This is a genomic window from Burkholderia sp. AU19243 (genome assembly GCF_018148075.1).
Classification (GTDB): Bacteria; Pseudomonadota; Gammaproteobacteria; order Burkholderiales; family Burkholderiaceae; genus Burkholderia; species Burkholderia latens_A.
The window spans coordinates 42185-68680 of record NZ_JAGSTV010000005.1; the positions used below are offsets into that span (position 1 = coordinate 42185).

Sequence of the window (26496 nt, forward strand, 5' to 3'; positions counted from 1 at the left end):
CGTGCGGTACCGGTGCAATGCAACCACCGGAGCGGTGCGAAGCTTACTTCGCGACCTTGCCGCTGGCGCGTGCGCCGAACTTGTTCTTGAACTTCTCGACACGGCCTGCCGTGTCCATGATCTTTTGCTGACCCGTGTAGAACGAGTGCGATTCCGACGACACTTCGATCTTGGCGAGCGGGTAGGTCTTGCCTTCGTGTTCGATCGTTTCACGCGTCTGGATCGTCGAGCGCGTGATGAACTTGAAGCCGTTCGACATGTCTTGGAAGACGACTTCGCGGTAGTCCGGGTGAATGCCAGGTTTCATGATGTTCCTTGGTGAGAGCGGTAGCCAACCCGCCGCTTGCCGTGCCGGACCGCGCGAAACCGTGCGATTCGGCCAACGTCAAGCCCGGCGCGAGCCACTTGCCTAAGGTCGAAAAACGGCGATTATGCCAGAAAATCAGACGGTTGACGAATAATTTTCATCATCCGTCGAGGGCGCCGGCGCGGGCCGGGTCCTGCCGGTAGTAGCGGGCCAGCAACCGGTACAGCTCCGGAAATTCGGACTCGAACGCGCGCGGGCGCACGAACAGCGCCTCGCTGCACACCGCGAAGAACTCCGACGGGTGATCGGCCGCATAGGGATCGATCAGCGAGTCGCGCTCGAAGCGCGCCCACGCGCGCTCCGGCACCGCGTCGACCCTCGCGCAGAACTGGTCGTATGCGTGTTCGAACACGTCGGCCCAGCCTTGCGCGTCGAGGTGCGGCGCGTGCCACCGGCGAAATAGGGGCGGATAACCGTCGGCCGCGCCATTGACCATGTCGATCTTGTGTGCGAACTCATGGATCACGACGTTGTACGCATCGCGGCCGTCCGTCATCTGCGCGTCCTCCCACGACAGGATCACGGGGCCGCCTTCCCACGCTTCGCCACTCGCGTCCTGCTCGACTTCATGGACGACGCCGTCTTCGTCCTGCACGGTCTTGCGGATCACGAATTCGCCCGGATACACGACGACGCCGACCCAGCCGTCATAGAGCGACAAATCGAGATTCAGCACCGGCAGACACGCCTGCGCGGCGATCGCGACGATCATCTCGTCGGTGAGTTCGAGCCCGTGTGCGGTCGAAAACGACTTCTTCGCGATGAACAAACTCGTCAATTCGCGCAGCCGGCCGAGATCGCCGGGGACGAGCGCGTCGAGGAACGGCAGCCGCGCGACGGTGTCCTGCCACAACGCATCGGCAATCGGATGGCTGCGCAGCGCGCGGTCGCGGCGGCGGTCGTCGAACCAGCGGGTCAGTTTCGAGAGCATGGAAGCGGCGCGAGAAAATCCAAAGCCTGTTTTTTAACTCAATCGATCTCTTTTTGCCATGCCGCGAACAGGCCGCCAACGAGCGCGACGCCCGCAAGAAAGTAGAAACCGTCGAGCGACGCGAGGAACGACGCCTGTTGCGCGATCATCCTCGCGATCGACGCGATCGCGAGGCCGTGCGCTTCGTTCGGCGCATGGCCGGCTGCCGCGTAGCTGCGGGTGAGCGCGTCGACGCTCTGTTGAAACAGCGGATCGAACACGTTCGCGCGCTCGACGAGTCGCGTCTGGTGCACGGCGAGCCGATGCTGCTCGACGATGATCACGGACGACGTCGCGAATGAAATCGTCAGTTGGCGCACGATGTTCTTCAGCCGGTAGCCGTGCGTGTATTCGTCGATCGCGAAGATGCGGAACGTCAGGTTTGCGACCGGCAGCACGATGAACAGCAGCAGCAACCCGCGCAGCAGAAGCGGAACGATCAGCGCGGTCTCGCCGACCTGCGGCGTCATTCGCGTCATCCAAAGCGCGGCGGCGATCGCGATCGCGAAGCCCGGCACGACGAACCATTTCTTGTGCGTGACGCGCTTTGCATGGCGCAGATATGCGAACAGCGCTGTGGCCGAAATCAGCGACATCGTGCCGACCAGTCGCCCGGCATTCTCGACCGGATAGCCGAGACCGCCTTCGAGCAGCCGGGCGGTCAGATAGCTGAAGCCGGTCGATTCGTAGTAGTAGAACATGTACAGCAGCAGCCCGATCTGGAACGTGCGCTCGCGAAACGCGTGCAGCCGCACGAGCGGCGTCGGATGGTTCCACTGGTGATACGCGAACCACGCGAGCGCGCCGAGGCCGGCGAACGTGAGCATGATCAGCATCGGCGAGCCGCTGTAGAGCTGGTAGTGCACCTGCTGCAATACGATTTGCAACGCGCCTTGCGCGAGCGCGAACACGACGTACGGCCAGAAATGCCCTGAGCCGCGCTCGTCGTCGGGCGTGCGCCCCAAATCGGGCAGCGTGACGAGTGCGAGGATCGCAAACGCGAAGCCCGCGGGCGCCGTGCACGCGAACAGCGCCCGCCACGTCGAATGCGCGACGAGCAGCCCGCCGGCGATCGGCGCGAGCGCGCTGCCGAGCAGGATCATGATCAGGAACGCGCGCGTCGCGGGCGGCCGCTCCTGCGGCTTGAAGCTGATCTGGATCAGGATCCGGCATGCACCCATCATCGGGCCGATGAAGTAGCCCTGGAAACCGCGCGCGAACGCGAGCTCGATCGACGTGTCGGCGAGGGCGGCCGCGATCGCGCCGAACGAGAACATCAGCATGCAGCCGGCGACGTAGCGGCGATGTCCGAGCCGGTCGACCCACCATTGCTGCTGCAGGATGCCGAGCACGGCCGTGACCGCATACGCGCTCGACGACCACACGAGTTCGTCCGGCGACGCGTTGATGCCGCCGGCGATGTAGCTCGCGAAGAACGAGAATGCTGCGTTGTCGAAGTAGTCGAGGCCCGTGACGAGCGCGAGCGCCCACGGGAACAGGTCCGCGCGCAGGTTCGCGCGGCTCCAGAGCGGCGAGCGGCCGGGCGCGACATTCATTCGCGGCGATCCTTGCGCGTGCGCCGCGAGCCGGCTTCCGTCAGCCGCTGCGCGATCAGCGCGTCGGCATTTTCGCCGGCGAGACGCCGTTCGATGTAGTCGATGTCGTGCTGCAGTTCCTTGCGCAGCGCGACGGCTTCCTTCAGCTCGCGCTGGACGGCCGCGATCCGCCGGTCGAGCGTGTCGATTTGCGAGGCGAGCCCCGTGCGGATGTCGCGCAGCGACGCATCCGAATACCGCCGCCGGCCGTCGCCCGTTTCTTCGAGCGGGCGCTTGAGCATCTCGGTGATGCCGTGCAGCGAAAAGCCGAGCGCGCGCAGTCGCAGGATGCGTGCGAAGCGTTCGAGGTCGGCCTCGTCATAAAGCCGGTAGCGCCCGCTGCTGCGCGACGGCGTGACGAGCCCGCGCTCCTCGTAATACTTCAGCGTGCGCGGCGTGACGCCGAGCCGCGACGCGGCGTCGCTTACGGTCAGCGGCGCGGAGGAGGTGTCGTTCGGCATGGGGATCGCACGGTTTCGGTCGGGAAGATGGCGTAATTATAGATCAACCTGTACGTTCACGTTCATGTTGGCGTGAAAAAACGGCCGCCAGGCGAGATGCACGGGCGGCCGTTCGTTGCGGGGCGACGGCGCTCAGCCGCCGCGGCGCATCAGGTCGAAGAACTCTGAGTTGCTCTTCGTCTGGCGGATTTTGTCGAGCAGGAATTCCATCGCCTCGACTTCATCCATGTCGTGGATGAACTTGCGCAGCACCCAGATCTTTTGCAGGATCTCGGGCTTGATCAGCATTTCTTCGCGACGCGTGCCCGACTTGTTCAGGTTGATCGACGGATACACGCGCTTTTCCGCGAGACGGCGCTCGAGGTGCACTTCCATGTTGCCCGTGCCCTTGAACTCTTCGTAGATCACGTCGTCCATGCGGCTGCCGGTTTCGATCAGCGCGGTGCCGATGATCGTCAGCGAACCGCCTTCCTCGATGTTGCGCGCCGCGCCGAAGAAGCGCTTCGGACGTTGCAGCGCGTTCGCGTCGACACCACCCGTCAGCACCTTGCCCGATGCAGGGATCACGGTGTTGTACGCACGGGCGAGACGCGTGATCGAGTCGAGCAGAATCACGACGTCGTGCTTCATTTCGACGAGACGCTTGGCCTTCTCGATCACCATTTCGGCGACCTGCACGTGACGCGTGGCCGGTTCGTCGAACGTCGATGCGATCACTTCGCCTGCGACCGAGCGCTGCATTTCGGTCACTTCTTCAGGGCGCTCGTCGATCAGCAGCACGAACAGGATCACGTCCGGGTGGTTCTGCTTGATCGCATGCGCGATGTGCTGGAGCATCACGGTCTTGCCCGACTTCGGCGACGCGACCAGCAGGCCGCGCTGGCCCTTGCCGATCGGCGCGATCATGTCGATGATGCGGCCGGTGACGTTTTCTTCGCCGCGCATTTCGCGTTCGAGCGACAGCGGCTTGTTCGGATGCAGCGGCGTGAGGTTCTCGAACATGATCTTGTGTTTCGAGGCCTCGGGCGGCTGCCCGTTGACTTTGTCGACCTTGACCAGCGCGAAGTAGCGCTCGCCGTCCTTCGGCGTGCGGACTTCACCTTCGATCGTGTCGCCGGTGTGCAGGTTGAAGCGGCGGATCTGCGACGGGCTGATGTAGATGTCGTCGGTGCTGGCGAGGTACGACATTTCGGGCGAGCGCAGGAAGCCGAAGCCGTCCGGCAGCACTTCGAGCGTGCCGTCGCCGAAGATCGTCTCTCCCGTCTTGGCGCGCTTTTTGAGAATGGCGAACATCAACTCCTGCTTGCGCAGGCGGTTCGCGTTTTCGATCTCCAGGCCATTGGCCATTTCGATCAGTTCGGACACGTGCAGAGACTTGAGCTCGGATAAATGCATACGGAGAACCCGCCAGGGAGGAGAAGCGACGAAAAGAAATAAGGGAGGAGGGCGAGCGGAGGCGCTCTGAGACTTAATGCGTCTTGTAGACGTTTTTTGATTCTAGCATATGCCGATTCGCGCCTGAGCGGCCGATCGGCGGCTGGACGACGGACGTGTTGTCGGCTGACAACACGTCCGCGGAGCGGCCGGTATTACAGGTGGCTGTCCAGGAATGCGGTGAGCTGGGACTTCGACAGCGCGCCGACCTTTTGCGCGGCAGCCGCGCCGTTCTTGAACAGGATCAGCGTCGGGATGCCGCGCACGCCGAACTTCGCAGGCGTTGCCTGGTTGTCGTCGACGTTGATCTTCGCGATCTGCAGCTTGTCGCCGTAGTCCTTCGCGACTTCGTCGAGGATCGGGGCGATCATCTTGCACGGGCCGCACCATTCGGCCCAGAAGTCGACGAGCACGGGCTTGTCGGATTTGACGACGTCCTGTTCGAACGATGCGTCGCTGATGTGTTTGATCTGTTCGCTCATTGGGTCAATACCTCTTTCGGTTCGGGGACTGCCTGCTTGGCGCGTTGCGGCGCTCCGGCAGCCTGTCGGCTGCCGGCCGCTGCGGCAGGTCACTCCGCTCTCCCGAAGGAAGGGCGCAGGCGCTGCATGGCGCGGCTCGCGGGTCGTTCGGGCGTCATATTAGCCTAAATTGCTATCTGCTGCGGGCGGCGATAGTAGCCGCTATGCGAGTAGGGGTACGACGCGCCGTTCGACCGTTGTGCTTCGAAGATGGAGGTGCGCTCGGCAATTGCAAGGGGCCCGGGATGGCAACGCGCCCGCACTTCGCCGGTTTCGGTTTCGCGCAGGTCTGGTTGGTACGTGAAGTTGGCGCGCACGCTCGCATTGTTGCGAACAAACGGTCGCATTCGGCACGAAGCGGTGATAGAATGTTTCGTGACGGGCCTCCTCGCATGGTGGGGCGGTGAACCTGGTCAGGTCGGGAACGAAGCAGCCACAATCGTTTTCCGCCAGTGCCGAGGGTCGGGCTCGTCACCTTCCTCTCGCCCCGTTCGCCGGGCGATTTTTATTTCCGCGTCATTCTCCGTTTGCCTGCACTTTGCATGTGTTCAGCGCCGTTTCGCGTGTCGGCGCGACGCAGTGTTACTGATACAATTTCCCGATGACCTATCAAGTTCTCGCACGCAAGTGGCGTCCGAAGGATTTCGCTTCGCTCGTCGGCCAGGAGCACGTCGTCAGGGCGCTCACGCACGCGCTCGACGGTGGGCGTCTCCATCACGCCTATCTGTTTACCGGAACGCGCGGCGTCGGCAAGACGACGTTGTCGCGGATCTTCGCGAAGGCGCTCAACTGTGAAACCGGCGTCACGTCGCAGCCGTGCGGCGTGTGCCGCGCGTGCCGCGAGATCGACGAAGGCCGCTTCGTCGACTACGTCGAAATGGACGCCGCGAGCAATCGCGGCGTCGACGAGATGGCCGCGCTGCTGGAGCGCGCGGTCTACGCGCCGGTGGATGCGCGCTTCAAGGTCTACATGATCGACGAAGTGCACATGCTGACGAACCACGCGTTCAACGCGATGCTGAAGACGCTCGAGGAGCCGCCGCCGCACGTCAAGTTCATTCTCGCCACCACCGATCCGCAGAAGATTCCGGTCACCGTGCTGTCGCGCTGCCTGCAGTTCAACCTGAAGCAGATGCCGGCAGGCCATATCGTGTCGCATCTCGAGCGGATCCTCGGCGAAGAGCAGATCGCGTTCGAGCAGCAGGCGCTGCGCCTGCTCGCGCGTGCCGCGCAGGGCAGCATGCGCGACGCGCTGTCGCTGACCGACCAGGCGATCGCTTACTCGGCGAATGAAGTGACCGAATCGGCGGTGTCGGGCATGCTCGGCGCGCTCGACCAGACTTACATGGTGCGCCTGCTCGATGCGCTCGCGGGCGGAAACGGTCCGGAGATCCTGGCGATCGCGGACGAAATGTCGCTGCGCAGCCTGTCCTTTTCGACCGCGCTCCAGGATCTCGCGAGCCTGTTGCACCGGATCGCGTGGGCGCAGTTCGCGCCGGGCTCCGTCCTCGACGAATGGCCGGAAGCGACCGATTTGCGGCGCTTCGCGGAGGCGTTGAGTCCCGAGCAGGTGCAATTGTTCTATCAGATCGCGACGGTCGGACGTGCGGAGCTCGGGCTCGCGCCGGACGAATATGCAGGCTTCACGATGACGTTGCTGCGGATGCTCGCGTTCGAGCCGACCATCGGTACCGGCAGTGCGCCGGGCGGCCAACCGGCCACGCCGCGTGCGATGCCTGCGCCCGCGCCGCGTGCTGCTGCCGCTGCCGGCGCTGCTGCGCCGCGGGCTTCGACACCGGCGGCCGCGGGTGCTGCGCGTCCGCATGCTGCCGCACCGGCTGCACCGCCGGTACCTGCGCAGACCGACGATGCGGGGATTGCGCCTGTCGTGACGGCCGCGCTTGTCTCGACAGCGGCAGTGAGTCCGGCATCGGCTTCGGCGCCGGCATCAGTACCAACATCGGCATCCGCCGACGCGCCGGTCGCCACGCAGCCGGCAGCGACCACGCCAACCCAGCCGGCACAGGCGGTCGATGCGCCCCCGGCTGCCTCCAGCGAACCTGAACCGGCCGCCGTTGCCGAGCGCGAGGACGAACCCGCGGCGCTCGCCGAACCGGCGTCGACGCCGGCGCCTGCGCCGCGTGCTGCACCGGTCGAGCCGGCCGCACGTCCGTCTGCCCGCGGTGGAGCGGCAGCAGCGCTCGACGTGCTGCGCAATGCCGGCATGCGTGTGTCGTCCGACCGGTCGCGGGCCGGCGCGGCGCCGAAGCCGGCGGCCCAACCGGCCGTCGAGAAGCCCGCGGCGGCGCGTCCTGCCGTACCGGTGCCGACGCCGCGCGCGGCCGCCCGCGCGCCGCAAGCCGCCGACACGCGCCAGGCGCCGCCGCCGTGGGAGGACATCCCGCCGGACGAATACGTGCCGCTGAGCGCCGACGAGATGTTCGGCGGCGCGGCCGACGACGGCTTCGTCCCGGTATTCGACAGCGGCCCGGACGACGTGCGCATCGCGCCGAAGCCGGTGGAGGTCCGCGTGTCCGCGCCGGCCGATACCCGCCCGCTGCCGCCCGCGATCGCGCTCGATCCGATCGGCTTCGACGGCGAATGGCCGGCGCTGGCCGCGCGGCTGCCGCTGAAGGGTGTCGCGTATCAGCTTGCGTTCAACAGCGAACTGACGGCGGTCGACGCGACCACGCTGAAATTGTCCGTGCCGGTGCCGCAGTATGCGGACACCGCGCAGGTGGCGAAACTCAAGGCCGCGCTGGCCGACGCGCTCGGCAGGCCGGTCGAGGTCGCGGTCGAGGTTGGACCTGCGCGGCGCACCGCGGCAGCGCTCGACGCGGCTGCACGCGCGGCACGCCAGCGCGAGGCGGAGCAGGACATTCACGGCGATCCGTTCGTCCAGCAGCTCGTGCGTGAGTTCGGCGCGCGCATCGTCGAGGGCTCCGTGCGGCCGCTCGCCGATCCGACACCCGACGGCACGCCGCCGACGCTGCATTGAACGAATCGCATGGCGGCAGGCACAATCACGCCCCGCACACATTGACCGGCACGCGCCGCGTGCCGGTTTTCACACGATCAGAAGGAGTATTCCCATGTTGAAAGGCAACCTTGCCGGACTGATGAAGCAAGCGCAGCAAATGCAGGAAAACATGAAAAAGATGCAGGAGCAGCTTGCGCAGATCGAAGTTGAAGGGCAGTCGGGTGCCGGCCTCGTCAAGGTGACGATGACCTGCCGCAACGAAGTGCGTCGTGTGGCCATCGATCCGAGCCTGCTTGCGGACGACAAGGACATGCTCGAAGACCTCGTCGCGGCCGCGTTCAACGACGCCGTGCGCAAGGCCGAAGCCACGTCGCAGGAAAAGATGAGCGGCATGACGTCGGGCCTGCCGCTGCCGCCGGGCTTCAAGCTGCCGTTCTGAGCGCAGCGTCCGTTCAGCCCGATCAGCACGTTCATCCTTCAACCGCCGTATGAAACAGCCGTCCGCCCTGTCCGCGCTCGTCGAAGCGCTGCGCGTATTGCCCGGCGTCGGGCCGAAATCCGCGCAGCGCATGGCGTACCACCTGATGCAGCACGATCGGGAGGGCGCGGAGCGGCTCGGCCGGTCGCTGCTGTTCGCGACCGAGCATCTGCAACATTGCGAGAAGTGCAACACGTTCACCGAAGCGCAAATCTGCGAGGTATGCAGCGACGAGGAGCGTGATCCGACGCTACTGTGCGTCGTCGAGACGCCGGCCGACCAGATCATGCTCGAGCAGACGATGACGTACCGCGGGCTGTATTTCGTGCTGATGGGGCGGTTGAGCCCGCTTGACGGGATCGGCCCGAAGGAAATCCATTTCGACCGCCTCGTGCGGCGCGCGTGCGACGGCGTCGTGAAGGAGGTCGTGCTCGCGACCAACTTCACGAACGAAGGCGAAGCGACCGCCCATTACCTCGGCCAGACGCTGAAGGCGCGCGGTCTCGCCGTCACGCGCCTCGCGCGCGGCGTGCCGGTGGGCGGCGAACTCGAATACGTCGACGCGGGCACGATTGCCCGCGCGATGCTCGACCGCCGCACGATGTAAGCCGGGCGCCGCCGGCCGGCGGCGCCGTTCCTCATGCCAGGGAGACACATGAGCACCAGCCAGGGCCCGCTCGCGGGCGTCAAAGTGCTCGAATTCGGGACGCTGATCGCGGGGCCGTTCGCATCGCGCCTCTTTGCCGAATTCGGCGCCGAAGTCATCAAGATCGAAGATCCGAACGGCGGCGACCCGCTGCGGAAATGGCGCAAGCTGTACCCGGAGCAGGGCGGCACGTCGCTGTGGTGGTCGGTCCAGGCGCGCAACAAGAAATCGGTCACCCTGAACCTGAAATCCGATGCCGGCAAGACGATCGCGCGGCAGCTCGCGCGCGAGGCCGACATCGTGATCGAAAACTTCCGGCCCGGCCTGCTCGAGAAACTCGGCCTCGGCTACGACGTGCTGTCGGCCGACAACCGCGGTCTCGTGATGGTGCGCCTGTCCGGCTACGGGCAGACGGGCCCGTACCGCGACCGGCCCGGCTTCGGCGCGATCGCCGAATCGATGGGCGGCCTGCGTCACATCACCGGCTATCCCGATCTGCCGCCGCCGCGCATCGGCATCTCGATCGGCGATTCGATCGCCGCGCTGCACGGCGTGATCGGCGCGATGATGGCGCTCCATCATCGCAACATGAACGGCGGCGCGGGGCAGGTGGTCGACGTTGCGCTGTATGAAGCAGTGTTCAACATGATGGAGAGCGTGGTGCCCGAATACGGTGTCTACGGGATGGTGCGCGAGCGCACCGGCGCGTCGCTGCCGGGCATCGTGCCGTCGAACACGTACGCGTGTCGTGACGGCAGCATCGTGATCGGCGGCAACAGCGATCCGATCTTCAAGCGGCTGATGAAGGCGATCGAGCGCGACGACCTCGCCGACGACCCGTCGCTCGCACGCAACGACGGCCGCGTGCCGCGCACGCAGGAAATCGACGATGCGATCGCCGCCTGGCTCGCGCCGCGCACGATCGACGACGCATTGGCCGTGCTCAATGCAGCCGACGTGCCGGCCGGCCGGATCTACACCGCCGCCGACATGTTCACGGATCCCCAGTTCGTCGCGCGGCAGATGATCCAGCGTTTCAAGCTGCCCGACGGCACCGAGATTCCGCTGCCGAACATCACGCCCAAGCTGTCCGATACGCCGGGCGAAACGCGCTGGCTCGGCCCCGAACTCGGCGAACATACGGACGAAGTGCTGCGCAGCCTCGGCTACGACGCGCACGCCATCGCCGAGCTTCGCGAGACGGGCGCGATCTGAGCGTCGCGCGTCGTCGACCGAGCGCCTCCGTCCGAGCCGACATGTTGCCGTGCGCGGACGACCGGCGCGCGGCACCGCGTTTTCCCGGGCGCCCCGGAATGCCGCCGCCCAACACGGCCGCGCGGCGTGCACCACGGGCACGCATGCGCCCGTCCGTGGCCGCCGGACTGTCGCTCTCGCGCCATCTTTCCTCGGTTACAATCGCCGGATGCGAATCCTACTCAGCAACGACGACGGCTATCTCGCCCCCGGTCTCGCCGCGCTCAGCGACGCGCTGCAGCCGCTTGCCGACCTCACGGTGATCGCGCCCGAGCAGAACTGCAGCGGCGCATCGAATTCCCTCACGCTGTCGCGTCCGCTGTCGGTGCAGCGCGCGGCGAATACGGGTTTCTTCTACGTGAACGGCACGCCGACCGATTCGGTGCACGTCGCGTTGACGGGGATGGCCGACGAGCGGCCCGACCTCGTCGTGTCCGGCATCAACAACGGCCAGAACATGGGCGAGGACACACTCTATTCAGGGACAGTTGCGGCCGCGACCGAAGGCATCATGTTCGGCGTGCCGGCCATCGCGTTCTCCCTCGCCGACAAGGGTTGGGCCCATCTGGCGGACGCTGCGCGTGTCGCCGCCGAAATCGTCGCGCACTATCTCGCGCATCCGCTGCCCGGTCAGCCGCTGCTGAACGTCAACATTCCGAATCTGCCGTACGACGAACTGAAGGGCTGGAAGGTCACGCGTCTCGGCAAGCGCCATCCGTCGCAGCCGGTGATCCGCCAGACCGACCCACGCGGCGAGCCGGTTTACTGGATCGGTGCTGCGGGCGCGGCGCTGGACGCAAGCGAGGGTACCGATTTCCACGCCGTCGCAAACGGTTTCGTGTCGATCACGCCGCTGCAACTGGATCTCACGCATACGCAAATGCTGCCTGCGACGCGCGAATGGGCGCGTGCAGGAGGGCGGGCTTCATGAGCGGCGAGCGCGCGAAGCGGTTTCCGCTCGCGCTCGAAGATCTCAAGCGAGCGCCACGCAAATCGGAAGGCCGGAACGGCGAGCGTCATGCGACGACCGCGGTGCCGAAGACGATCGACAAGCCAGCTGCCGTGCTCAAGCAGGTGGCGGCGAAGCCGGGCGCCGCGCGCGTGCCGCATGGCACGGCGGCCGCGAAGCCGGCGAGCGCACCGAAGCCGACCGCGCTGAAGCCGGCGATGCCGAAACCGGCCGCGCCGAGCGTTGCGCCGGCCGGCGCGTTTGCACTGACTTCGGAACGTGTGCGCGAGCGCATGGTCGAACGCCTGCGCGCGAACGGCGTGACCGACGCGCGCGTGCTGGATGCGATGGCTGCCGTGCCACGCCACATGTTCGTGGATCCGGGGCTCGCGACGCAGGCCTACGAGGACTCCGCGTTGCCGATCGGCCACCAGCAAACAATTTCAAAGCCGTCGGTCGTCGCGCGCATGATCGAGCTCGCGATGGCCGGCCGCACGCTCGAGCGCGTGCTCGAAATCGGCACCGGTTGCGGCTACCAGGCCGCCGTGCTGAGCCGCGTGGCACGCGACGTGTATTCGATTGAACGCATCAAGCCGCTCTTCGAGCGCGCGAAGCTGAACCTGCGGCCGCTGCGCGTGCCGAACATCCGTCTGCACTACGGCGACGGGCGTGTCGGTTTGCCGTCCGCAGCCCCGTTCGACGCGATCGTGATCGCGGCCGCGGGGCTCGACGTGCCGCAGGCGCTGCTCGAGCAACTTGCGATCGGCGGGCGCCTCGTCGCGCCGGTCGGCGGGCAGAGCGGGCAGCCGCAGGTGCTCACGCTGGTCGAGCGCGTCGCGCACGCGCAGTGGCGGGAGTCGCGGCTTGATCGCGTTTTCTTTGTCCCTTTAAAATCCGGAGTGATTTGAAACCGATGAGTATGTTGCGCGCGATGCAAAACAACCGAACCAGGGAACCGCTCACGTTCGCCCAGCGCGCGATCTGTGTCGCTGCGTTCTCCACGCTGCTGGCCGCCTGTGCGACGCGGCTCGACAACGCGCCCGTCGTCGACCGCTCCGGATCGCTCGGCACGACTGCCGCCGCGCAGCCGGCGGTGCCGCTCGGCCCGCCGCCGCCGGGTTTTTACCGTGTGAAACCGGGTGACACGCTGTACCGGATCGCACTCGAGAACGGGCAGAATTATCGCGATATCGCCGCGTGGAACAACCTGGCGAACCCGAACCAGATCGAAGTCGACCAGCTGCTGCGTGTCGCGCCTCCGGGCGGCGCCGCGGTTGCCGGCGCACAGGTTGCCGCACCGATCGGCGGCGCGGCCGTTGCCACCGCACCGCTCAGCAGCGGTCCCGCAACGCCGGCGGCGGGGTCGCCCGCCGCAGGGTCGTCGTCGGTCACGCCGCCGGCTGCCGCCGCATCGAGCGACACAGCAGCAGCGCCGAGCGGCCCGGTGACGTTCGCATGGCCGGTCCGCGGCCCGGTGCTGAACGGTTTCGACGACGCGAAGAACAAGGGCGTCAATATCGGCGGTACGTCAGGCGAGGCGGTGAAGGCCGCGGCCGACGGCCGCGTCGTCTATTCGGGCAATGGGCTGCGCGGCTACGGCAACCTCATTATCATCAAGCACGATGCAACTTACCTCACGGCGTATGCACACAATCGCGCTTTGATGGTAAAAGAGGGGGACGCGGTAACGAAGGGGCAGAAGATCGCCGAGATGGGTAATAGCGACGCCGACCGCGTGATGCTGCATTTCGAGGTTCGCCGGCAGGGTAAACCTGTCGATCCGCTGAAGTATTTGCCGCCTCAATAACCGAGACGACCATGCCGAAATCGAAGCGCCACGAGCCGCAAGCCGAGTCTGAGAAGATCAGTCGTGCCACGCAAGCATCGGTGGAGCGAGCTGGCGCTTCGACGGACGACGAAGACGACGTCGCGGAAAACGACCGCGATCTCGAGGCACGCGACGCCGAAGCGGACGGCGACGACGAGCACGAAGGCCGGGCGGAAGCCGCGCCCGACGTCGACGATTTCCGCGCATTGCTGCAGGCTGAACTCACGGCCGACACGATCCAGCATTACCTGAACCGCATCAGCGTGAAGCCGCTGCTGACCGTCGAGGAGGAGCAGCGCTATTCGCGTCTCGCGAAGGCCGGTGAATTCGAGGCGAGGCAGGTGATGATCGAGCGCAACCTGCGCCTCGTCGTCAGTATCGCAAAGGGCTATTTGAACCGCGGCGTGCCGCTGCTCGACCTGATCGAGGAAGGCAATCTCGGGCTGATGCACGCGATCGAGAAATTCGACCCGACGCGCGGCTTTCGTTTTTCGACGTACGCGACGTGGTGGATCCGGCAGAGCATCGAGCGCGCGATCATGAACCAGGCGCGCACCGTGCGGCTGCCCGTGCACGTGATCCGTGAGCTGAACCAGGTGCTGCGCGCGAAGCGCCACCTCGAAAAGAATTCGATGTCGACGGGCGAGGCGGCGGAGCGCCGCGAAGCCAGCATCGACGACATCGCCTATCTCACCGGCAAGACCGCCGAGGAAGTCACCGACATCCTCGCACTCAACGAACACACCGCATCGCTCGACGCGCCGCTCGATCTCGATCCCGCGAGCAGCCTGCTCGACCTGTTGCCCGACGACCAGAGCCAGTCGCCCGATGCCGAAGTCCAGCACCGCGAACTCGAGACGCTCACGCGCGCATGGCTGTCGCGGCTGTCCGACAAGCACCGGCATGTAATCGAGCGCCGCTTCGGCCTCAACCACATCGAGCCGGCCACGCTCGAGGAACTGGCGGACGAAATGGGGCTTACGCGCGAGCGCGTGCGGCAGATCCAGCAGGAAGCGCTGGTGCGCCTCAAGCGGTTCTTCGCCTCCAACGGTGTGCGCAAGGACGCCGTTCTGTAACTGATGACACCGATTCTCGTTTTTGACATCGAGACCATTCCCGATGTCGACGGCATTCGCCGTCTGGAAGATCTCCCCGCGACGCTCGACGATGCCGCTGTCGCCGAACATGCATTCGCCGCGCGCCGCGAGAAGACCGGCAGCGATTTCCTGCCGCATCACCTGCAGCGCATCGCGGCGATCTCTTGCGTGTTCCGAGACAACAACGGTTTTCGCGTGCGCTCGCTCGGCACGCCGCAGGACAATGAGGCGGCGCTGATCCAGTCGTTCTACCGCGTGATCGAGAAATACACGCCGCAGCTCGTGTCCTGGAACGGCGGCGGCTTCGATCTGCCGGTGCTCCACTATCGCGCGCTCGTGCACGGGATTCCCGCGACCCGGTACTGGGATCTCGGCGAGGACGATCGCGAATTCAAGTGGAACAACTATATTTCGCGCTATCACTCGCGGCACACCGATCTGATGGACGTGCTGGCGATGTATCAGGCGCGGGCGAACGCACCGCTCGATGCGCTCGCGAAGCTGTGCGGCTTTCCGGGCAAGCTCGGGATGGACGGCAGCCAGGTGTGGCCCGCATTTCAGGAAGGGCGCATCGAGGAGATCCGCAACTATTGCGAGACCGACGTCGTCAACACGTATCTGCTGTATTGCCGCTTCCAGCTGATGCGCGGCGGGCTCACGCCGAGCGAGTATGCGGACGAGATCCTGCTCGTGAAAAACGCGCTGGCGCAGGAGCCCGCGCCGCACTGGGCCGAATATCTGGCCGGATTCGACGCCTAGGCTCGGCGGCGCGTGGCGCGGCCGCACTCAATCCAGATCGAGTTCGAGTATGAGCGGCTGGTGGTCCGACGCGCGCACGTCGCCGTCGATCTCGCAGCGCGTGACGCGCGGCAGCAGCGTATCGGTCACGAACACGAAGTCGCAGGCGAGCGGGCCGTCCGACCACTGGGCGGTATCGTAGACACCGGCCGTCGGCGGCGGCGTGCAGCCCGCGTGCCGGGCGACCCATGCATCGACGAACGACGGCGCGTCGGCGATCGGCTCCAGCAGGCGCCGGTACGCATCGCTGCCGAACGCGCTGTTGAAGTCGCCGCAGATGATCGCGTCGCGCGGCTGGTCGGTTGCGGTGAACGGCCCGGTCGCATTCTCGGCCGGAGCAGGGTGGGCGCCGTGTGCGCATGCTTCGCGGTGTCGCGCGCGCAGCGCATCGACCTGCGCGAGCCGCTGGCGGGCCGAGTAGAACTCGAGGTGTGTCGTGACGACGCGCAGCGCGCTCGTCGATGTCGCCAGTTCCACCTCGACCGCGACGCGCGGCATCGATGGCGTACCGGCGTCTGCCGGCCAAGGCAGCAGTTGGCGCAGCACCCGCGCAACCGGCAGCCGGGTCGCTATCGCGTTGCCGAACTGCCGGCGAGGCGCGCCGGGTTCGAGCGCCGGCAGGTCGGCGCCGATCGCGTCGACGATCGTATAGCCGGGCAGCAGCGCCGCCAGTTCGGCGAACTGGTCGGGGCCTGGCTGGCCGGGCAGCGCGCCGAAGCCGCGCGTGACTTCCTGCATGCACAGCACGTCGAAGTCGCCAAGCAGGCGCGCGGCGGCGATCGTGCGTGCGAGGTCGACGATGCCGTCGGCATCCCGACCCCATTGAATGTTCCAGTCGATCAGTCGCATGGTCGAATCTCTCCAGATTCGCTACGGCGAGCACAACGCGTGCCGCGGGGCGGCGGTGCGCGCTGCGGCGCGCCTCTCAACGATCCATTCTCGCACCGCGCACCGCGACATGCGCGTCGACTCCGCCGCGCGCGCGACGAAAGCGGGCGATGCGGGCTGTCGTCGTCTACAATCTCGCCTTCTTCAACGTTTTGTCAGGAAAAGCTGGTGTCCGAAGCCGTCCCCACTTCTGCGCGCAAATCGAAAAATGCGCCCGTCGCGCCCGGGCCTGCCCCGGTTCTGGAGATCGAATCGCTCGACATGGAAGCGCGCGGTGTCGGCCGCACGGCTACCGAGGACGGCACGCCCGGGAAGGTGATCTTCGTCGAAGGCGCGTTGCCCGGCGAACGCGTCACCTATTCGAGCTACCGCCGCAAGCCGAGCTACGAGCAGGCAACCGTCGTCGACATTCTGCGCCCGAGCGTGATGCGCACGCAGCCGAAATGCAAGTTCTTCGGTACGTGCGGCGGCTGTTCGATGCAGCATCTGGACATGCGCGCGCAAGTGGCGATCAAGCAGCGCGTGCTCGAGGACAACCTGTGGCACTTGTCGAAGCTGCGCGCCGACGCGATGTATGCGCCGATCCACGGGCCGTCGTGGGGCTACCGCTACCGCGCGCGCCTGACGGTGCGCAACGTCGCGAAGAAGGGCGGCGTGCTGGTCGGCTTCCACGAAAGGAAGAGCAGCTACGTTGCCGACATGACGAACTGCGAAGTGTTGCCGCCGCATGTGTCGGCGATGCTCGTGCCGCTGCGCCGGCTCGTCGAGGGTTTGTCGATCCGCGACCGGATGCCCCAAATCGAGCTCGCGGTCGGCTCGACGGTCACGGCGCTGGTGCTGCGCGTGCTCGAGCCGATCAATGCGGACGACGAGGCGCTGCTGCGCGCGTTCGCGGACGAGCACAACGTGCAGTTCTGGCTGCAGCCGAAAGGCCCGGACACGGTGACGCCGTTCTATCCGCTCGACGTGTCGCTCGACTACACGTTGCCGGAGTTCGGCATTCGCATGCCGTTCAAGCCGACCGACTTCACGCAGGTCAACCATCAGATCAACCGCGTGCTGGTGGGCCGCGCGCTGCGTCTGCTCGCGCCGTCGCGCGACGATCGCGTGCTCGACCTGTTCTGCGGGATCGGCAACTTCACGCTGCCGCTCGCGCGCCTGTCGCGCGAGGTGATGGGCATCGAAGGCAGCGAAACACTGACGACGCGCGCGCTCGCGAACGCGCGCGAGAACGGCGTCGACGGCCACACGACGTTCGCGTGCCGCAACCTGTTCGAAGTAACCGGCGACGATCTCCGCGCGCTCGGCGCATTCGACAAGTTCCTGATCGATCCGCCGCGCGAAGGCGCGCTCGCGGTGTCGAAGGCGCTGGCCGAAATCGCGCAGAGTGGCGACGGTCCGCTGCCGAAGCGGATCGTCTACGTGTCGTGCAATCCGTCGACGCTCGCGCGCGACGCGGGCCTGCTCGTGCACGAGGCCGGCTACCGGCTGAAGGGCGCCGGAGTCGTGAACATGTTCCCGAATACGTCGCACGTCGAATCGATCGCGCTGTTCGAGCGCGATTGAGCGGGCGGCAGACGTAAAAAAACCGGCCCGAGGGCCGGTTTTTTCATGATCATGACGAACGTCAGTTGCGGTTGCCGCCGAAGATGCCGAGCAGCGCGAGCAGGTTCGTGAATACGTTGTACAGATCGAGGTAGATGGCGAGCGTGGCCGAGATGTAGTTCGTCTCGCCGCCGTTCACGACACGCTGGACGTCGAACAGCATATAGGCCGAAAAGATCGCGATCGCGAGCACCGACACGGTGAGCATCAGAGCCGGCAACTGCAGGAAGATGTTTGCGACCGATGCCAGCAGGATCACGATCACGCCCATGAACAGCCACTTGCCGAGCCCGGAGAAGTCACGCTTGCTGACGGTGGCGATCGTCGCCATCGCGGCGAAGATGATGCCGGTGCCGCCGAACGCGAGCATGATCAGCGACGGGCCGTTCGAGAAGCCGAGGATGAAGCTCAACAGGCGCGACAGCATCAGGCCCATGAAGAACGTGAAGCCGAGCAGCACGAACACGCCCGCCGCGCTGTTTTTCGTGCGCTCGATCGCGAACATGAAGCCGAACGCGATCGCGAAGAACGCGAGCAGGCTCATCATCGGGCTCGTGGCTGCGAACAGCGAGAAGCCCGTCGCGACGCCGACCCATGCTCCCAGAACCGTCGGCACCATCGACAGCGCGAGCAGCCAGTACGTGTTCCGCAGCACGCGGTTGCGAACCTCCGCGGTGCTGACGGAGCCGCCGCGGCCGAAATTGTACGGATAGTCGTTCATGGTTTCTCCTAACATTGAACGCATGGGCGTCCGGGGCCGGTTCGGCGCGCGCGGTGTGCGGCGCAGCAAACCGGAGCAGCTATGGCTAAGATACGTTCCGTGCCGCTTGGTTTCAATGGCCGCGCGGCGCAAAAACATATGAATTTGGAACCTTTCACCGGTGTAAGGGTTCAATCGCAATGATACACGGGATCGTGCTACAATAGCGGATTCATTTGAACCTGTAACTTCTTAATTTTTTGGAGTTTTTATGGCAATCGAGCGCACCCTGTCGATCATCAAGCCGGATGCGGTGGCAAAGAACGTGATCGGCCAGATCTACAGCCGTTTCGAAGGCGCCGGCCTGAAGATCGTCGCAGCGCGCATGGCACACCTGTCGCGTGCTGACGCAGAGAAGTTCTACGCAGTTCACGCGGCACGTCCGTTCTTCAAGGATCTCGTCGATTTCATGATCTCGGGCCCGGTGATGATCCAGGTTCTGGAAGGCGAAGGCGCGATCCTGAAGAACCGCGACCTGATGGGCGCGACGGATCCGAAGAAGGCGGAAAAGGGTACGATCCGCGCCGACTTCGCCGACAGCATCGACGCGAACGCCGTGCACGGCTCGGACGCTGCCGAAACGGCCGCGGTCGAAATCGCGTTCTTCTTCCCGGAAATGAACGTCTACTCGCGCTAAGCCCTGGCTGGCAACAAGTAGGCAGGATTCAGCGCACGCGGCAAGGCAGCACATCATGACGAGCGAAACTTCCGTCAATCTTCTCGACTTCGATGCCGAGGGTCTTGTCGCGTACTGCGGCAGCCTCGGCGAGAAGCCGTTCCGCGCCAAGCAGTTGCAGCGCTGGATCCACCAGTACAACGCCGGCGATTTCGACGGCATGACCGATCTTGCGAAGTCTTTGAGAGAAAAGCTCAAGGGCCGCGCGTCGATCGGGATGCCCGACATCGTCAGCGATCACGTTTCCGCCGACGGCACGCGCAAGTGGCTGATCGACGTCGGAAACGGCAATGCAGTCGAAACCGTGTTCATCCCGGAAGAGACGCGCGGCACGCTGTGCGTGTCGTCGCAGGCTGGGTGCGCGGTCAACTGCCGGTTCTGCTCGACGGGCAAGCAGGGTTTCTCCCGCAATCTGTCGACAGCCGAAATCATCGGTCAGCTCCGGATGGCCGAATTTGCATTGCGTGCGTCGCTCGGTCGCGCGCCCGGTCCGAACGGCAAGGCCGAACGGGTCGTCACCAACGTGGTGATGATGGGCATGGGCGAGCCGCTGCTGAATTACAACGCGGTCGTGCCGGCGATGCGGCTGATGCTGGACGACAACGCGTACGGCTTGTCGCGCCGCCGCGTCACGCTGTCGACGTCCGGCGTCGTGCCGATGATGGACCGTCTCGGCGCCGAACTGCCGGTCGCGCTCGCCGTGTCGCTGCACGCGCCGAACGATGCGCTGCGCGACGAACTGGTGCCGCTCAACAAGAAGCATCCGCTTCGCGAGCTGATGGCCGCGTGCGAACGCTATCTGAAAGTCGCGCCGCGCGATTTCATTACTTTCGAATACTGCATGCTCGACGGTGTCAACGATACCGAAGCGCATGCGCGCGAACTGCTGGCCGTCACGCGTGACGTGCCGTGCAAGTTCAATCTGATCCCGTTCAATCCGTTTCCGGAGTCGGGCCTCATCCGCTCGAAGCCGGAGCAGATCAAGCGCTTTGCACAGGTTCTGATCGACGCGGGTGTCGTCACGACCGTGCGCAAGACGCGCGGCGACGACATCGACGCCGCGTGCGGGCAGCTTGCGGGCGCGGTGAAGGACCGCACGCGCCTGGCGGAGCGGACGGGCGCAGCAGCAAAGATCATCGAAGTCCGGGCGATTTGACGGGGCGGCCTTCGGCCGCGGATGCCCGGACTTTTGGCGGTACAACACGCGAATAGCGATCGGTCGCGGCGCCTCGGCGCCGCGCATGGTATGGACAGTTGCGGGTGTAACCGGCGGGAGCCGGCGGCGCCCCAGTGAAGAAGAATCGACGCGAGGACAAGGATGAGTGAGCCGCAGCCGACCAACGGCGCAGAGACGAATGCCGCGCAGCCGGCATCGGCGGGACTGGAAACGCTGGCGGCTGTCGGCAGCCGGCTGGCGCAGCTCCGGGAGGCGAAGGGCTGGACGGTCGACGACGTATCGGCGCGGCTCAAGGTTGCTCCGCCGAAGTTGCGCGCGCTCGAGGCAGGCGACATCAGCCATCTGCCCGGCGTGACGTTCGCGCTCGGCGTCGTGCGCAGCTACGCCAAGATGCTCGGCGTCGATCCGGAGCCGTTCGCGCAGGCGTTGCGCCGCGAGCGCGGCGTGCCGGAAGTCGACCTGTCGATGCCCGCCTCGTCGGGGACGGATTTGCCGCGCGGCCGCGTATCGATTCCGCTCGGCGGCTCATCCGGTCACCATCCGTGGCTGTGGGGGACGGCGATCGTCGTCATCGCGGTGATCGCGGTGCTCATGTGGCACACTGGCGGCGATTCGTCGAGCTGGCTCGCGCGCTTCAAGGGCGGCGACGCCGGCCATGCGTCCGCGGCGAGCGCGCCGGCGGCGTCCACCGTCGACCAGGCGGCTGCGGCAGGTGCGTCGACGGCAGTCGGTAACGTCGCGCCTGCCGCCGCGCCCGCGCAAGTTGCGGCGTCCGGTGCGGCGCCGCAGGTCGTAGCATCGGCAGCGCCGGCGCCCGTGGTCGCGGCACCCGCATCGCAGCCCGTCGTCGCGGCGGCCGAAGCGGCGAGCGCAGCCGTCGTGCCGGCCCAGCCCGCAAGCGTCGCGGTGGCGGCAGGCCAGTCGATGATCGAACTGAAGGTCAAGCAGGATTGCTGGTTCAGCGTGCGCGACAAGAATGGCAAGGAGCTGTTCTCGGCGCTGGTGCGGGCCGGCGAGACGAAGCAGGTCGCGGGCGACGGGCCGTTCAAGGTCACGATCGGCAACAAGGCCGGCCTCGATACGGTCGCGTTCGACGGAAAACCCGTCGATCCGGCAAAATATTCGGCAGCGCGGGGTAACGTGGCGCGGTTCACGTTGCCCTGACGTCAAGCGCCGTGGCGCGGGCCTGTCCTGGGCAGGCCGCAAGGGCACGGCGCTTTTTCAATTCATGCGCCGCGTCGCGGCGCATTCCGCGTAAATGGATCTATCGATGCAATCCGAAGCTCAATCCCCACGCAGCAGTCAGATTTGTTCAACCGAGCCGGTGTTCGGCGGACATCAGCCGCGTCGTGTGTCGCATGCGGTGAATGTTCGTTGGGGCGGACAACTCGTGACGATCGGCGGCGATGCGCCGGTGCGCGTGCAGTCGATGACGAATACCGATACGGCCGATGCAATCGGTACCGCGATCCAGATCAAGGAACTCGCGAATGCGGGCTCCGAGCTGGTGCGCATCACGGTCAACACGCCGGAAGCCGCGGCGGCCGTGCCCGCGATCCGCGAGCAGCTCGACCGGATGGGCGTGACCGTTCCGCTCGTCGGCGATTTCCACTACAACGGGCACCTGTTGCTGCGAGATTATCCGGGCTGCGCGGAGTCGCTGTCGAAGTACCGGATCAACCCGGGCAACGTCGGCCAGGGCGCGAAGCGCGACACGCAGTTCGCGCAGATGATCGAAGCCGCCGCGAAGTACGACAAGCCGGTGCGGATCGGCGTGAACTGGGGCAGCCTCGACCAGGACCTGCTCGCGCGGATGATGGACGAGAACGCCGCGCGTGCGCAGCCGTGGGATGCGCAGAGCGTGATGTACGAGGCGCTGATCCAGTCGGCGATCGGCTCGGCCGAGCGTGCGGTGGAACTGGGTCTCGGCCGCGACCGGATCGTGCTGTCGTGCAAGGTCAGCGGCGTGCAGGACCTGATCGCCGTGTACCGCGAGCTCGCGCGCCGCTGCGGCTTCGCGCTGCACCTCGGCCTGACCGAGGCGGGCATGGGCTCGAAGGGCATCGTCGCGTCGACTGCCGCGCTCGGCGTGCTGCTGCAGGAAGGGATCGGCGACACGATTCGCATCTCGCTGACGCCCGAACCGGGCGCGCCGCGCACCGGCGAGGTGATCGTCGGCCAGGAGATCCTGCAGACGATGGGCCTGCGCTCGTTCGCACCGATGGTGATCGCGTGTCCGGGATGCGGCCGTACGACCAGCACGTTGTTCCAGGAACTCGCGATGCAGATCCAGACCTACCTGCGCGAGCAGATGCCGGTCTGGCGCAAGGAGTATCCGGGCGTCGAGAAGATGAACGTCGCGGTGATGGGCTGCATCGTCAACGGTCCGGGCGAATCGAAGCACGCGAACATCGGCATCAGCCTGCCCGGGTCGGGCGAGAATCCGGCCGCACCCGTCTTCATCGACGGCGAGAAGGTCAAGACGCTGCGCGGCGAGCGGATCGCCGAGGAATTCCAGCAGATCGTCAGCGACTACGTCGCGCGCAACTACGGCCGTACCGAGGCCCTGAACTAAATTCGTCCACACACACGAACGATGACTGAACAGAAACGCAAGATCGAGAAACTCACCGGCGTCAAAGGCATGAACGACATCCTTCCGCAGGATGCCGGCCTGTGGGAGTTCTTCGAAGCTACCGTGAAATCGCTGTTGCGCGCGTACGGCTACCAGAACATCCGCACGCCGATCGTCGAGCACACGCAGCTGTTCACGCGCGGCATCGGCGAAGTCACCGACATCGTCGAGAAGGAGATGTACAGCTTCACCGATGCGCTGAACGGCGAAAACCTGACGATGCGCCCGGAGAACACCGCGGCCGTCGTGCGGGCCGCGATCGAGCACAACATGCTGTACGACGGCCCGAAGCGGCTGTGGTACATCGGTCCGATGTTCCGTCACGAGCGCCCGCAGCGCGGCCGCTACCGCCAGTTCCACCAGGTCGGCGTCGAGGCGCTCGGCTTCGCGGGCCCGGATGCGGACGCCGAAATCATCATGATGTGCCAGCGCCTGTGGGACGATCTCGGGCTGACCGGCATCAAGCTCGAGATCAATTCGCTCGGCCTCGCCGAAGAGCGCGCCGCGCACCGCGTCGAACTGATCAAATATCTCGAGCAGTTTGTCGACGTGCTCGACGAGGACGCGAAGCGCCGCCTGTATACGAACCCGCTGCGCGTGCTCGACACGAAGAACCCCGCGCTGCAGGAAATCGCGCAGAACGCGCCGAAGCTGATCGACTTCCTCGGCGACGAATCGCGTGCGCACTTCGAAGGGCTGCAACGCCTGCTGCTCGCGAACAACATTCCGTTCAAGATCAATCCGCGTCTCGTGCGCGGCCTCGACTACTACAACCTGACCGTGTTCGAGTGGGTGACCGACAAGCTCGGCGCGCAGGGCACGGTCGCGGCCGGCGGCCGCTACGACCCGCTGATCGAGCAGCTCGGCGGCAAGCCGACTGCCGCTTGCGGTTGGGCGATGGGCATCGAGCGCATCCTCGAACTGCTGAAGGAAGAGAATCTCGCGCCCGAGCAGGAAGGTGTCGACGTATACGTCGTGCACCAGGGCGAGACGGCGCGCGAACAGGCGTTCATCGCGGCCGAGCGTCTGCGCGATACGGGCCTCGACGTGATTTTCCACTGCAGCGCCGATGGCGCGCCGGCGAGCTTCAAGTCGCAGATGAAGCGGGCCGATGCGAGCGGCGCCGCGTTCGCGGTGATCTTCGGCGAGGAAGAGGTCGCGAACGGCACGGTGGGCGTGAAAGCGTTGCGCGGGTCGGGCCAGGAAGGGGAAAAGAACGTTCAGCAGACCGTACCGGTCGAAAGCTTGACCGAATTCCTAATCAATGCGATGGTTGCATCCGCCGAAGACGGCGACGACTGATCGCGCTGGCATTCGCTCGACAAGAAAAGCCTGAAAAGGAAGGAATCGCTCGCCGATGAGTTATCACGACGAACAAGAATCGATTGAAAGTCTGAAGGCGTGGTGGGCCCGCTGGGGCAACCTGACCACGTGGATCGTGCTGGCGGCGCTCGTCGTCGCGGCCGGCTTCAACGGCTGGAATTACTGGCAACGCCGTCAGGCTGCGGAGGCTTCCGGGTTGTACGAACAGGTGCTGAAAGCCGCCGCCGCGAACGACAAGGCGACGATGGCTCGCGCGGCCGCCGACATGGAAGACAAGTTCGGCCGCACGCCGTATGCACAGATGACCGCGCTTGCTGCCGCGAAGACGCTGTACGCGGCCGGCGACGCAGCCGGCGCGAAGGCGCAGCTGCAATGGGCGGTCGACCACGCGAAGGACGACGAATACAAGCAGATCGCGAAGCTGCGTCTCGCATCGCTGCTGCTCGACGAGAAGGCGTACGACGCGGGACTCGCGCTGCTGTCCGGCACGCCGGTCGATGCATTCAAGGGCCTCGTGGCAGATCGCCGCGGCGATCTGCTGGCCGCGCAAGGCAAGACCGACGATGCGCGCGCCGCGTACAAGCTCGCGCTCGACGGTCTGTCGCAGGACGACCAGTCCGCGCGTCAGCTCGTACAGTTCAAGCTCGACGCGCTCGGCGGCTGATTTCGGCCCCCTCAACCTCTTAACTTGCTTCGCTAACCGATGAATTTGCTGAAACGTTACGCTGTGCCCGTAGCCTGCGCGGCGGCTGTCCTGGCATTGGCGGCCTGCTCGTCGTCGAAGGACGCGCGCCGCGTGCCGACGCCGCTCACCGAGTTCAAGCCCGTCCTCGACGTGCAACAGGTCTGGAAGGCGAGCGTCGGCAAGGGCGGGCGCTATCTGTTCTCGCCGGTGGCCGTGGGCGACGCCGTTTTCGCGGCGGGCGAGAACGGTTCGGTCGAAAAGATCGACGCGAAAACGGGGCAGACGCTGTGGCGCACGAAGGTCGGGTCGGACCTGTCCGCCGGTGTCGGCAGCGACGGCAATCTGACCGCGGTCGGCGCGCTGAAGGGCGGCGTGTTCGTGCTCGGTCCCGACGGCAAGCAGCTGTGGAAGACGAGCGTTCAAGGCGAGATCTTCTCGCCGCCGCTCGTCGGCAACGGCCTCGTGATCGTGCGTACGATCGACGGCCAGGTGATTGCGTTCAATGCGCAGACGGGCGAGCAGAAGTGGAACTACCGCAATCGCGCGGTGCCGCTGAATCTGCGCGTGTCGGCCGGCATGACGTTCGCCGGCGATGCGGCCGTGCTGGCGGGCTTCCCCGGCGGCGGCCTCGTCGCGATCAACCTGCAGACGGGCGAGCCGTTCTGGCAGACGCCCGTGTCGTTCCCGAAGGGGGTGACCGAAGTGGAGCGCATCAACGACGTCAGCGGTCCGCCGACGCTCGTCGGCGCCGAAGCGTGCGCGGTCACGTTCCAGGGGCAGCTCGGCTGCTTCGACGCGAACTCGGGCCGCCCGCTGTGGGAAAAGCCGTTCTCGAGCCGCAGCGGTCTCGCACAGGACGATTCGGTTGTCGCCGGCGGCGACGACTGGTCGGTCGTGACGGCCTACGACGCGGCGAGCGGCAACCAGCTCTGGCGCAACGACAAGCTGAAGAGCCGCGACGTCGGCGTGCCTTATCTGCTTGGCCACGCGGTCGTGATGGGCGACTACAAGGGCTTCGTGCACTTTCTGTCGCGCGAAGACGGCAGCTTCATCGCGCGCATGAAGACCGACGGCAGCGCGATCACCGCGGCGCCGGTCCTGGCGGGCAATACGCTCGTCGTGCAGACGAAGGACGGCGGCCTGTACGGGTTCCGTCCGCGCTGACGCGCACGCAACAGGTGCGATCGCGGCGGAGCGGGCGGGGCCCGCCGGCCGTGATCGTGCGACATGAAGGCGGCCGGTGTTCCCGGCCGCTCGGTATTTGAAAGGCAGTTCGCAACGAAAGACGACGGCGCGCAACGCGCGCCCGGCGCGCGCATCCGGCGCGGCGCGAAATCGTGATATTTTCATTCAGCGCAGCCGCCCGCAG

25 protein-coding genes and 1 other RNA gene are annotated in these 26496 nt (G+C 65.9%); 18 read left to right on the plus strand and 8 right to left on the minus strand.

The window, feature by feature from the left end; all coding sequences use genetic code 11:
- Positions 1-43: 43 nt before the first annotated feature.
- The 6 genes from KDW55_RS11505 to trxA all read right to left on the minus strand — a co-directional run bounded on the left by KDW55_RS11505 (position 44) and on the right by trxA (position 5309).
- On the minus strand, positions 44-307 hold the full coding sequence (locus KDW55_RS11505; protein ID WP_040144297.1) for a type B 50S ribosomal protein L31: 264 nt from the start codon (positions 305-307) through the stop codon (positions 44-46).
- Positions 308-467: 160 nt separating this feature from the next.
- Positions 468-1298, minus strand: a complete 831-nt coding sequence (locus KDW55_RS11510; RefSeq protein WP_059547591.1) for a M90 family metallopeptidase — start codon at positions 1296-1298, stop codon at positions 468-470.
- A 38-nt stretch (positions 1299-1336) separates the two neighbouring features.
- Complete coding sequence (locus KDW55_RS11515) at positions 1337-2893, minus strand: MFS transporter (protein ID WP_212160605.1); 1557 nt, start codon at positions 2891-2893, stop codon at positions 1337-1339.
- Positions 2890-3393, minus strand: coding sequence for a MerR family transcriptional regulator (locus tag KDW55_RS11520; protein WP_040144294.1), 504 nt, complete (start codon positions 3391-3393; stop codon positions 2890-2892). The genes KDW55_RS11515 and KDW55_RS11520 overlap by 4 nt, the downstream gene beginning before the upstream one ends.
- A gap of 132 nt (positions 3394-3525) precedes the next feature.
- Positions 3526-4788, minus strand: a complete 1263-nt coding sequence (gene rho / locus KDW55_RS11525; RefSeq protein WP_006478662.1) for a transcription termination factor Rho — start codon at positions 4786-4788, stop codon at positions 3526-3528.
- Between the two features lie 194 nt (positions 4789-4982).
- Complete coding sequence (gene trxA, locus KDW55_RS11530; protein ID WP_006402348.1) at positions 4983-5309, minus strand: thioredoxin TrxA; 327 nt, start codon at positions 5307-5309, stop codon at positions 4983-4985.
- 416 nt (positions 5310-5725) lie between these two features.
- Here trxA and ffs point away from each other — a divergent pair.
- The 10 genes from ffs (at position 5726) to KDW55_RS11580 (ending at position 15339) form a co-directional block, all read left to right on the plus strand.
- An RNA gene (gene ffs / locus KDW55_RS11535) (signal recognition particle sRNA small type) lies at positions 5726-5824 on the plus strand.
- Between the two features lie 125 nt (positions 5825-5949).
- Positions 5950-8346, plus strand: coding sequence for a DNA polymerase III subunit gamma/tau (locus KDW55_RS11540; protein WP_212160606.1), 2397 nt, complete (start codon positions 5950-5952; stop codon positions 8344-8346).
- 94 nt (positions 8347-8440) lie between these two features.
- Positions 8441-8767: a YbaB/EbfC family nucleoid-associated protein gene (locus KDW55_RS11545; protein ID WP_006755698.1), complete on the plus strand. Its 327-nt coding sequence runs from the start codon at positions 8441-8443 to the stop codon at positions 8765-8767.
- A gap of 49 nt (positions 8768-8816) precedes the next feature.
- On the plus strand, positions 8817-9413 hold the full coding sequence (gene recR / locus KDW55_RS11550) for a recombination mediator RecR (protein ID WP_040144292.1): 597 nt from the start codon (positions 8817-8819) through the stop codon (positions 9411-9413).
- A gap of 48 nt (positions 9414-9461) precedes the next feature.
- Positions 9462-10667 (plus strand): CaiB/BaiF CoA-transferase family protein, encoded by a 1206-nt coding sequence (locus tag KDW55_RS11555; RefSeq protein WP_040144291.1) that lies wholly within the window; start codon positions 9462-9464, stop codon positions 10665-10667.
- Positions 10668-10875: 208 nt separating this feature from the next.
- A complete protein-coding gene (surE, locus tag KDW55_RS11560) occupies positions 10876-11637 on the plus strand; it encodes a 5'/3'-nucleotidase SurE (RefSeq protein WP_059547585.1) in 762 nt (253 codons plus the stop codon).
- Positions 11634-12563, plus strand: coding sequence for a protein-L-isoaspartate(D-aspartate) O-methyltransferase (locus KDW55_RS11565; protein WP_040144289.1), 930 nt, complete (start codon positions 11634-11636; stop codon positions 12561-12563). The genes surE and KDW55_RS11565 overlap by 4 nt, the downstream gene beginning before the upstream one ends.
- A gap of 5 nt (positions 12564-12568) precedes the next feature.
- Positions 12569-13462, plus strand: a complete 894-nt coding sequence (locus KDW55_RS11570; RefSeq protein WP_040144288.1) for a peptidoglycan DD-metalloendopeptidase family protein — start codon at positions 12569-12571, stop codon at positions 13460-13462.
- An 11-nt stretch (positions 13463-13473) separates the two neighbouring features.
- Positions 13474-14559 (plus strand): RNA polymerase sigma factor RpoS, encoded by a 1086-nt coding sequence (gene rpoS, locus KDW55_RS11575; protein ID WP_069241443.1) that lies wholly within the window; start codon positions 13474-13476, stop codon positions 14557-14559.
- 3 nt (positions 14560-14562) lie between these two features.
- Entirely contained in the window at positions 14563-15339 is a 777-nt protein-coding gene (locus KDW55_RS11580) for a 3'-5' exonuclease (RefSeq protein WP_209824336.1), read from the plus strand.
- A gap of 27 nt (positions 15340-15366) precedes the next feature.
- On the opposite strand, the gene KDW55_RS11585 is transcribed toward KDW55_RS11580, so the two are convergent.
- Positions 15367-16227 (minus strand): endonuclease/exonuclease/phosphatase family protein, encoded by an 861-nt coding sequence (locus KDW55_RS11585; protein WP_069241442.1) that lies wholly within the window; start codon positions 16225-16227, stop codon positions 15367-15369.
- 207 nt (positions 16228-16434) lie between these two features.
- Between KDW55_RS11585 and rlmD the strand changes: the two genes are divergently transcribed.
- Positions 16435-17832: a 23S rRNA (uracil(1939)-C(5))-methyltransferase RlmD gene (gene rlmD, locus KDW55_RS11590; RefSeq protein ID WP_212160607.1), complete on the plus strand. Its 1398-nt coding sequence runs from the start codon at positions 16435-16437 to the stop codon at positions 17830-17832.
- A gap of 61 nt (positions 17833-17893) precedes the next feature.
- Here rlmD and KDW55_RS11595 read toward each other — a convergent pair whose 3' ends face one another.
- Entirely contained in the window at positions 17894-18592 is a 699-nt protein-coding gene (locus KDW55_RS11595; protein ID WP_006761414.1) for a Bax inhibitor-1/YccA family protein, read from the minus strand.
- Between the two features lie 250 nt (positions 18593-18842).
- On the opposite strand from KDW55_RS11595, the gene ndk reads away from it, so the two are divergent.
- The 7 genes from ndk to bamB all read left to right on the plus strand — a co-directional run bounded on the left by ndk (position 18843) and on the right by bamB (position 26291).
- Positions 18843-19268 (plus strand): nucleoside-diphosphate kinase, encoded by a 426-nt coding sequence (ndk, locus tag KDW55_RS11600; protein WP_040144283.1) that lies wholly within the window; start codon positions 18843-18845, stop codon positions 19266-19268.
- 55 nt (positions 19269-19323) lie between these two features.
- The gene (gene rlmN, locus KDW55_RS11605) at positions 19324-20463 is read left to right on the plus strand and encodes a 23S rRNA (adenine(2503)-C(2))-methyltransferase RlmN (protein ID WP_040144282.1); all 1140 of its coding nucleotides are present in this window, start codon (positions 19324-19326) and stop codon (positions 20461-20463) included.
- Between the two features lie 162 nt (positions 20464-20625).
- Entirely contained in the window at positions 20626-21648 is a 1023-nt protein-coding gene (locus KDW55_RS11610) for a helix-turn-helix domain-containing protein (protein ID WP_212160608.1), read from the plus strand.
- A gap of 106 nt (positions 21649-21754) precedes the next feature.
- On the plus strand, positions 21755-23059 hold the full coding sequence (gene ispG, locus KDW55_RS11615) for a flavodoxin-dependent (E)-4-hydroxy-3-methylbut-2-enyl-diphosphate synthase (RefSeq protein WP_040144963.1): 1305 nt from the start codon (positions 21755-21757) through the stop codon (positions 23057-23059).
- 21 nt (positions 23060-23080) lie between these two features.
- A complete protein-coding gene (gene hisS / locus KDW55_RS11620) occupies positions 23081-24421 on the plus strand; it encodes a histidine--tRNA ligase (protein ID WP_040144280.1) in 1341 nt (446 codons plus the stop codon).
- A 55-nt stretch (positions 24422-24476) separates the two neighbouring features.
- Positions 24477-25106, plus strand: coding sequence for a tetratricopeptide repeat protein (locus KDW55_RS11625; protein WP_040144279.1), 630 nt, complete (start codon positions 24477-24479; stop codon positions 25104-25106).
- Positions 25107-25145: 39 nt separating this feature from the next.
- Positions 25146-26291: an outer membrane protein assembly factor BamB gene (gene bamB / locus KDW55_RS11630; protein WP_059547573.1), complete on the plus strand. Its 1146-nt coding sequence runs from the start codon at positions 25146-25148 to the stop codon at positions 26289-26291.
- Positions 26292-26496 lie beyond the last annotated feature (205 nt).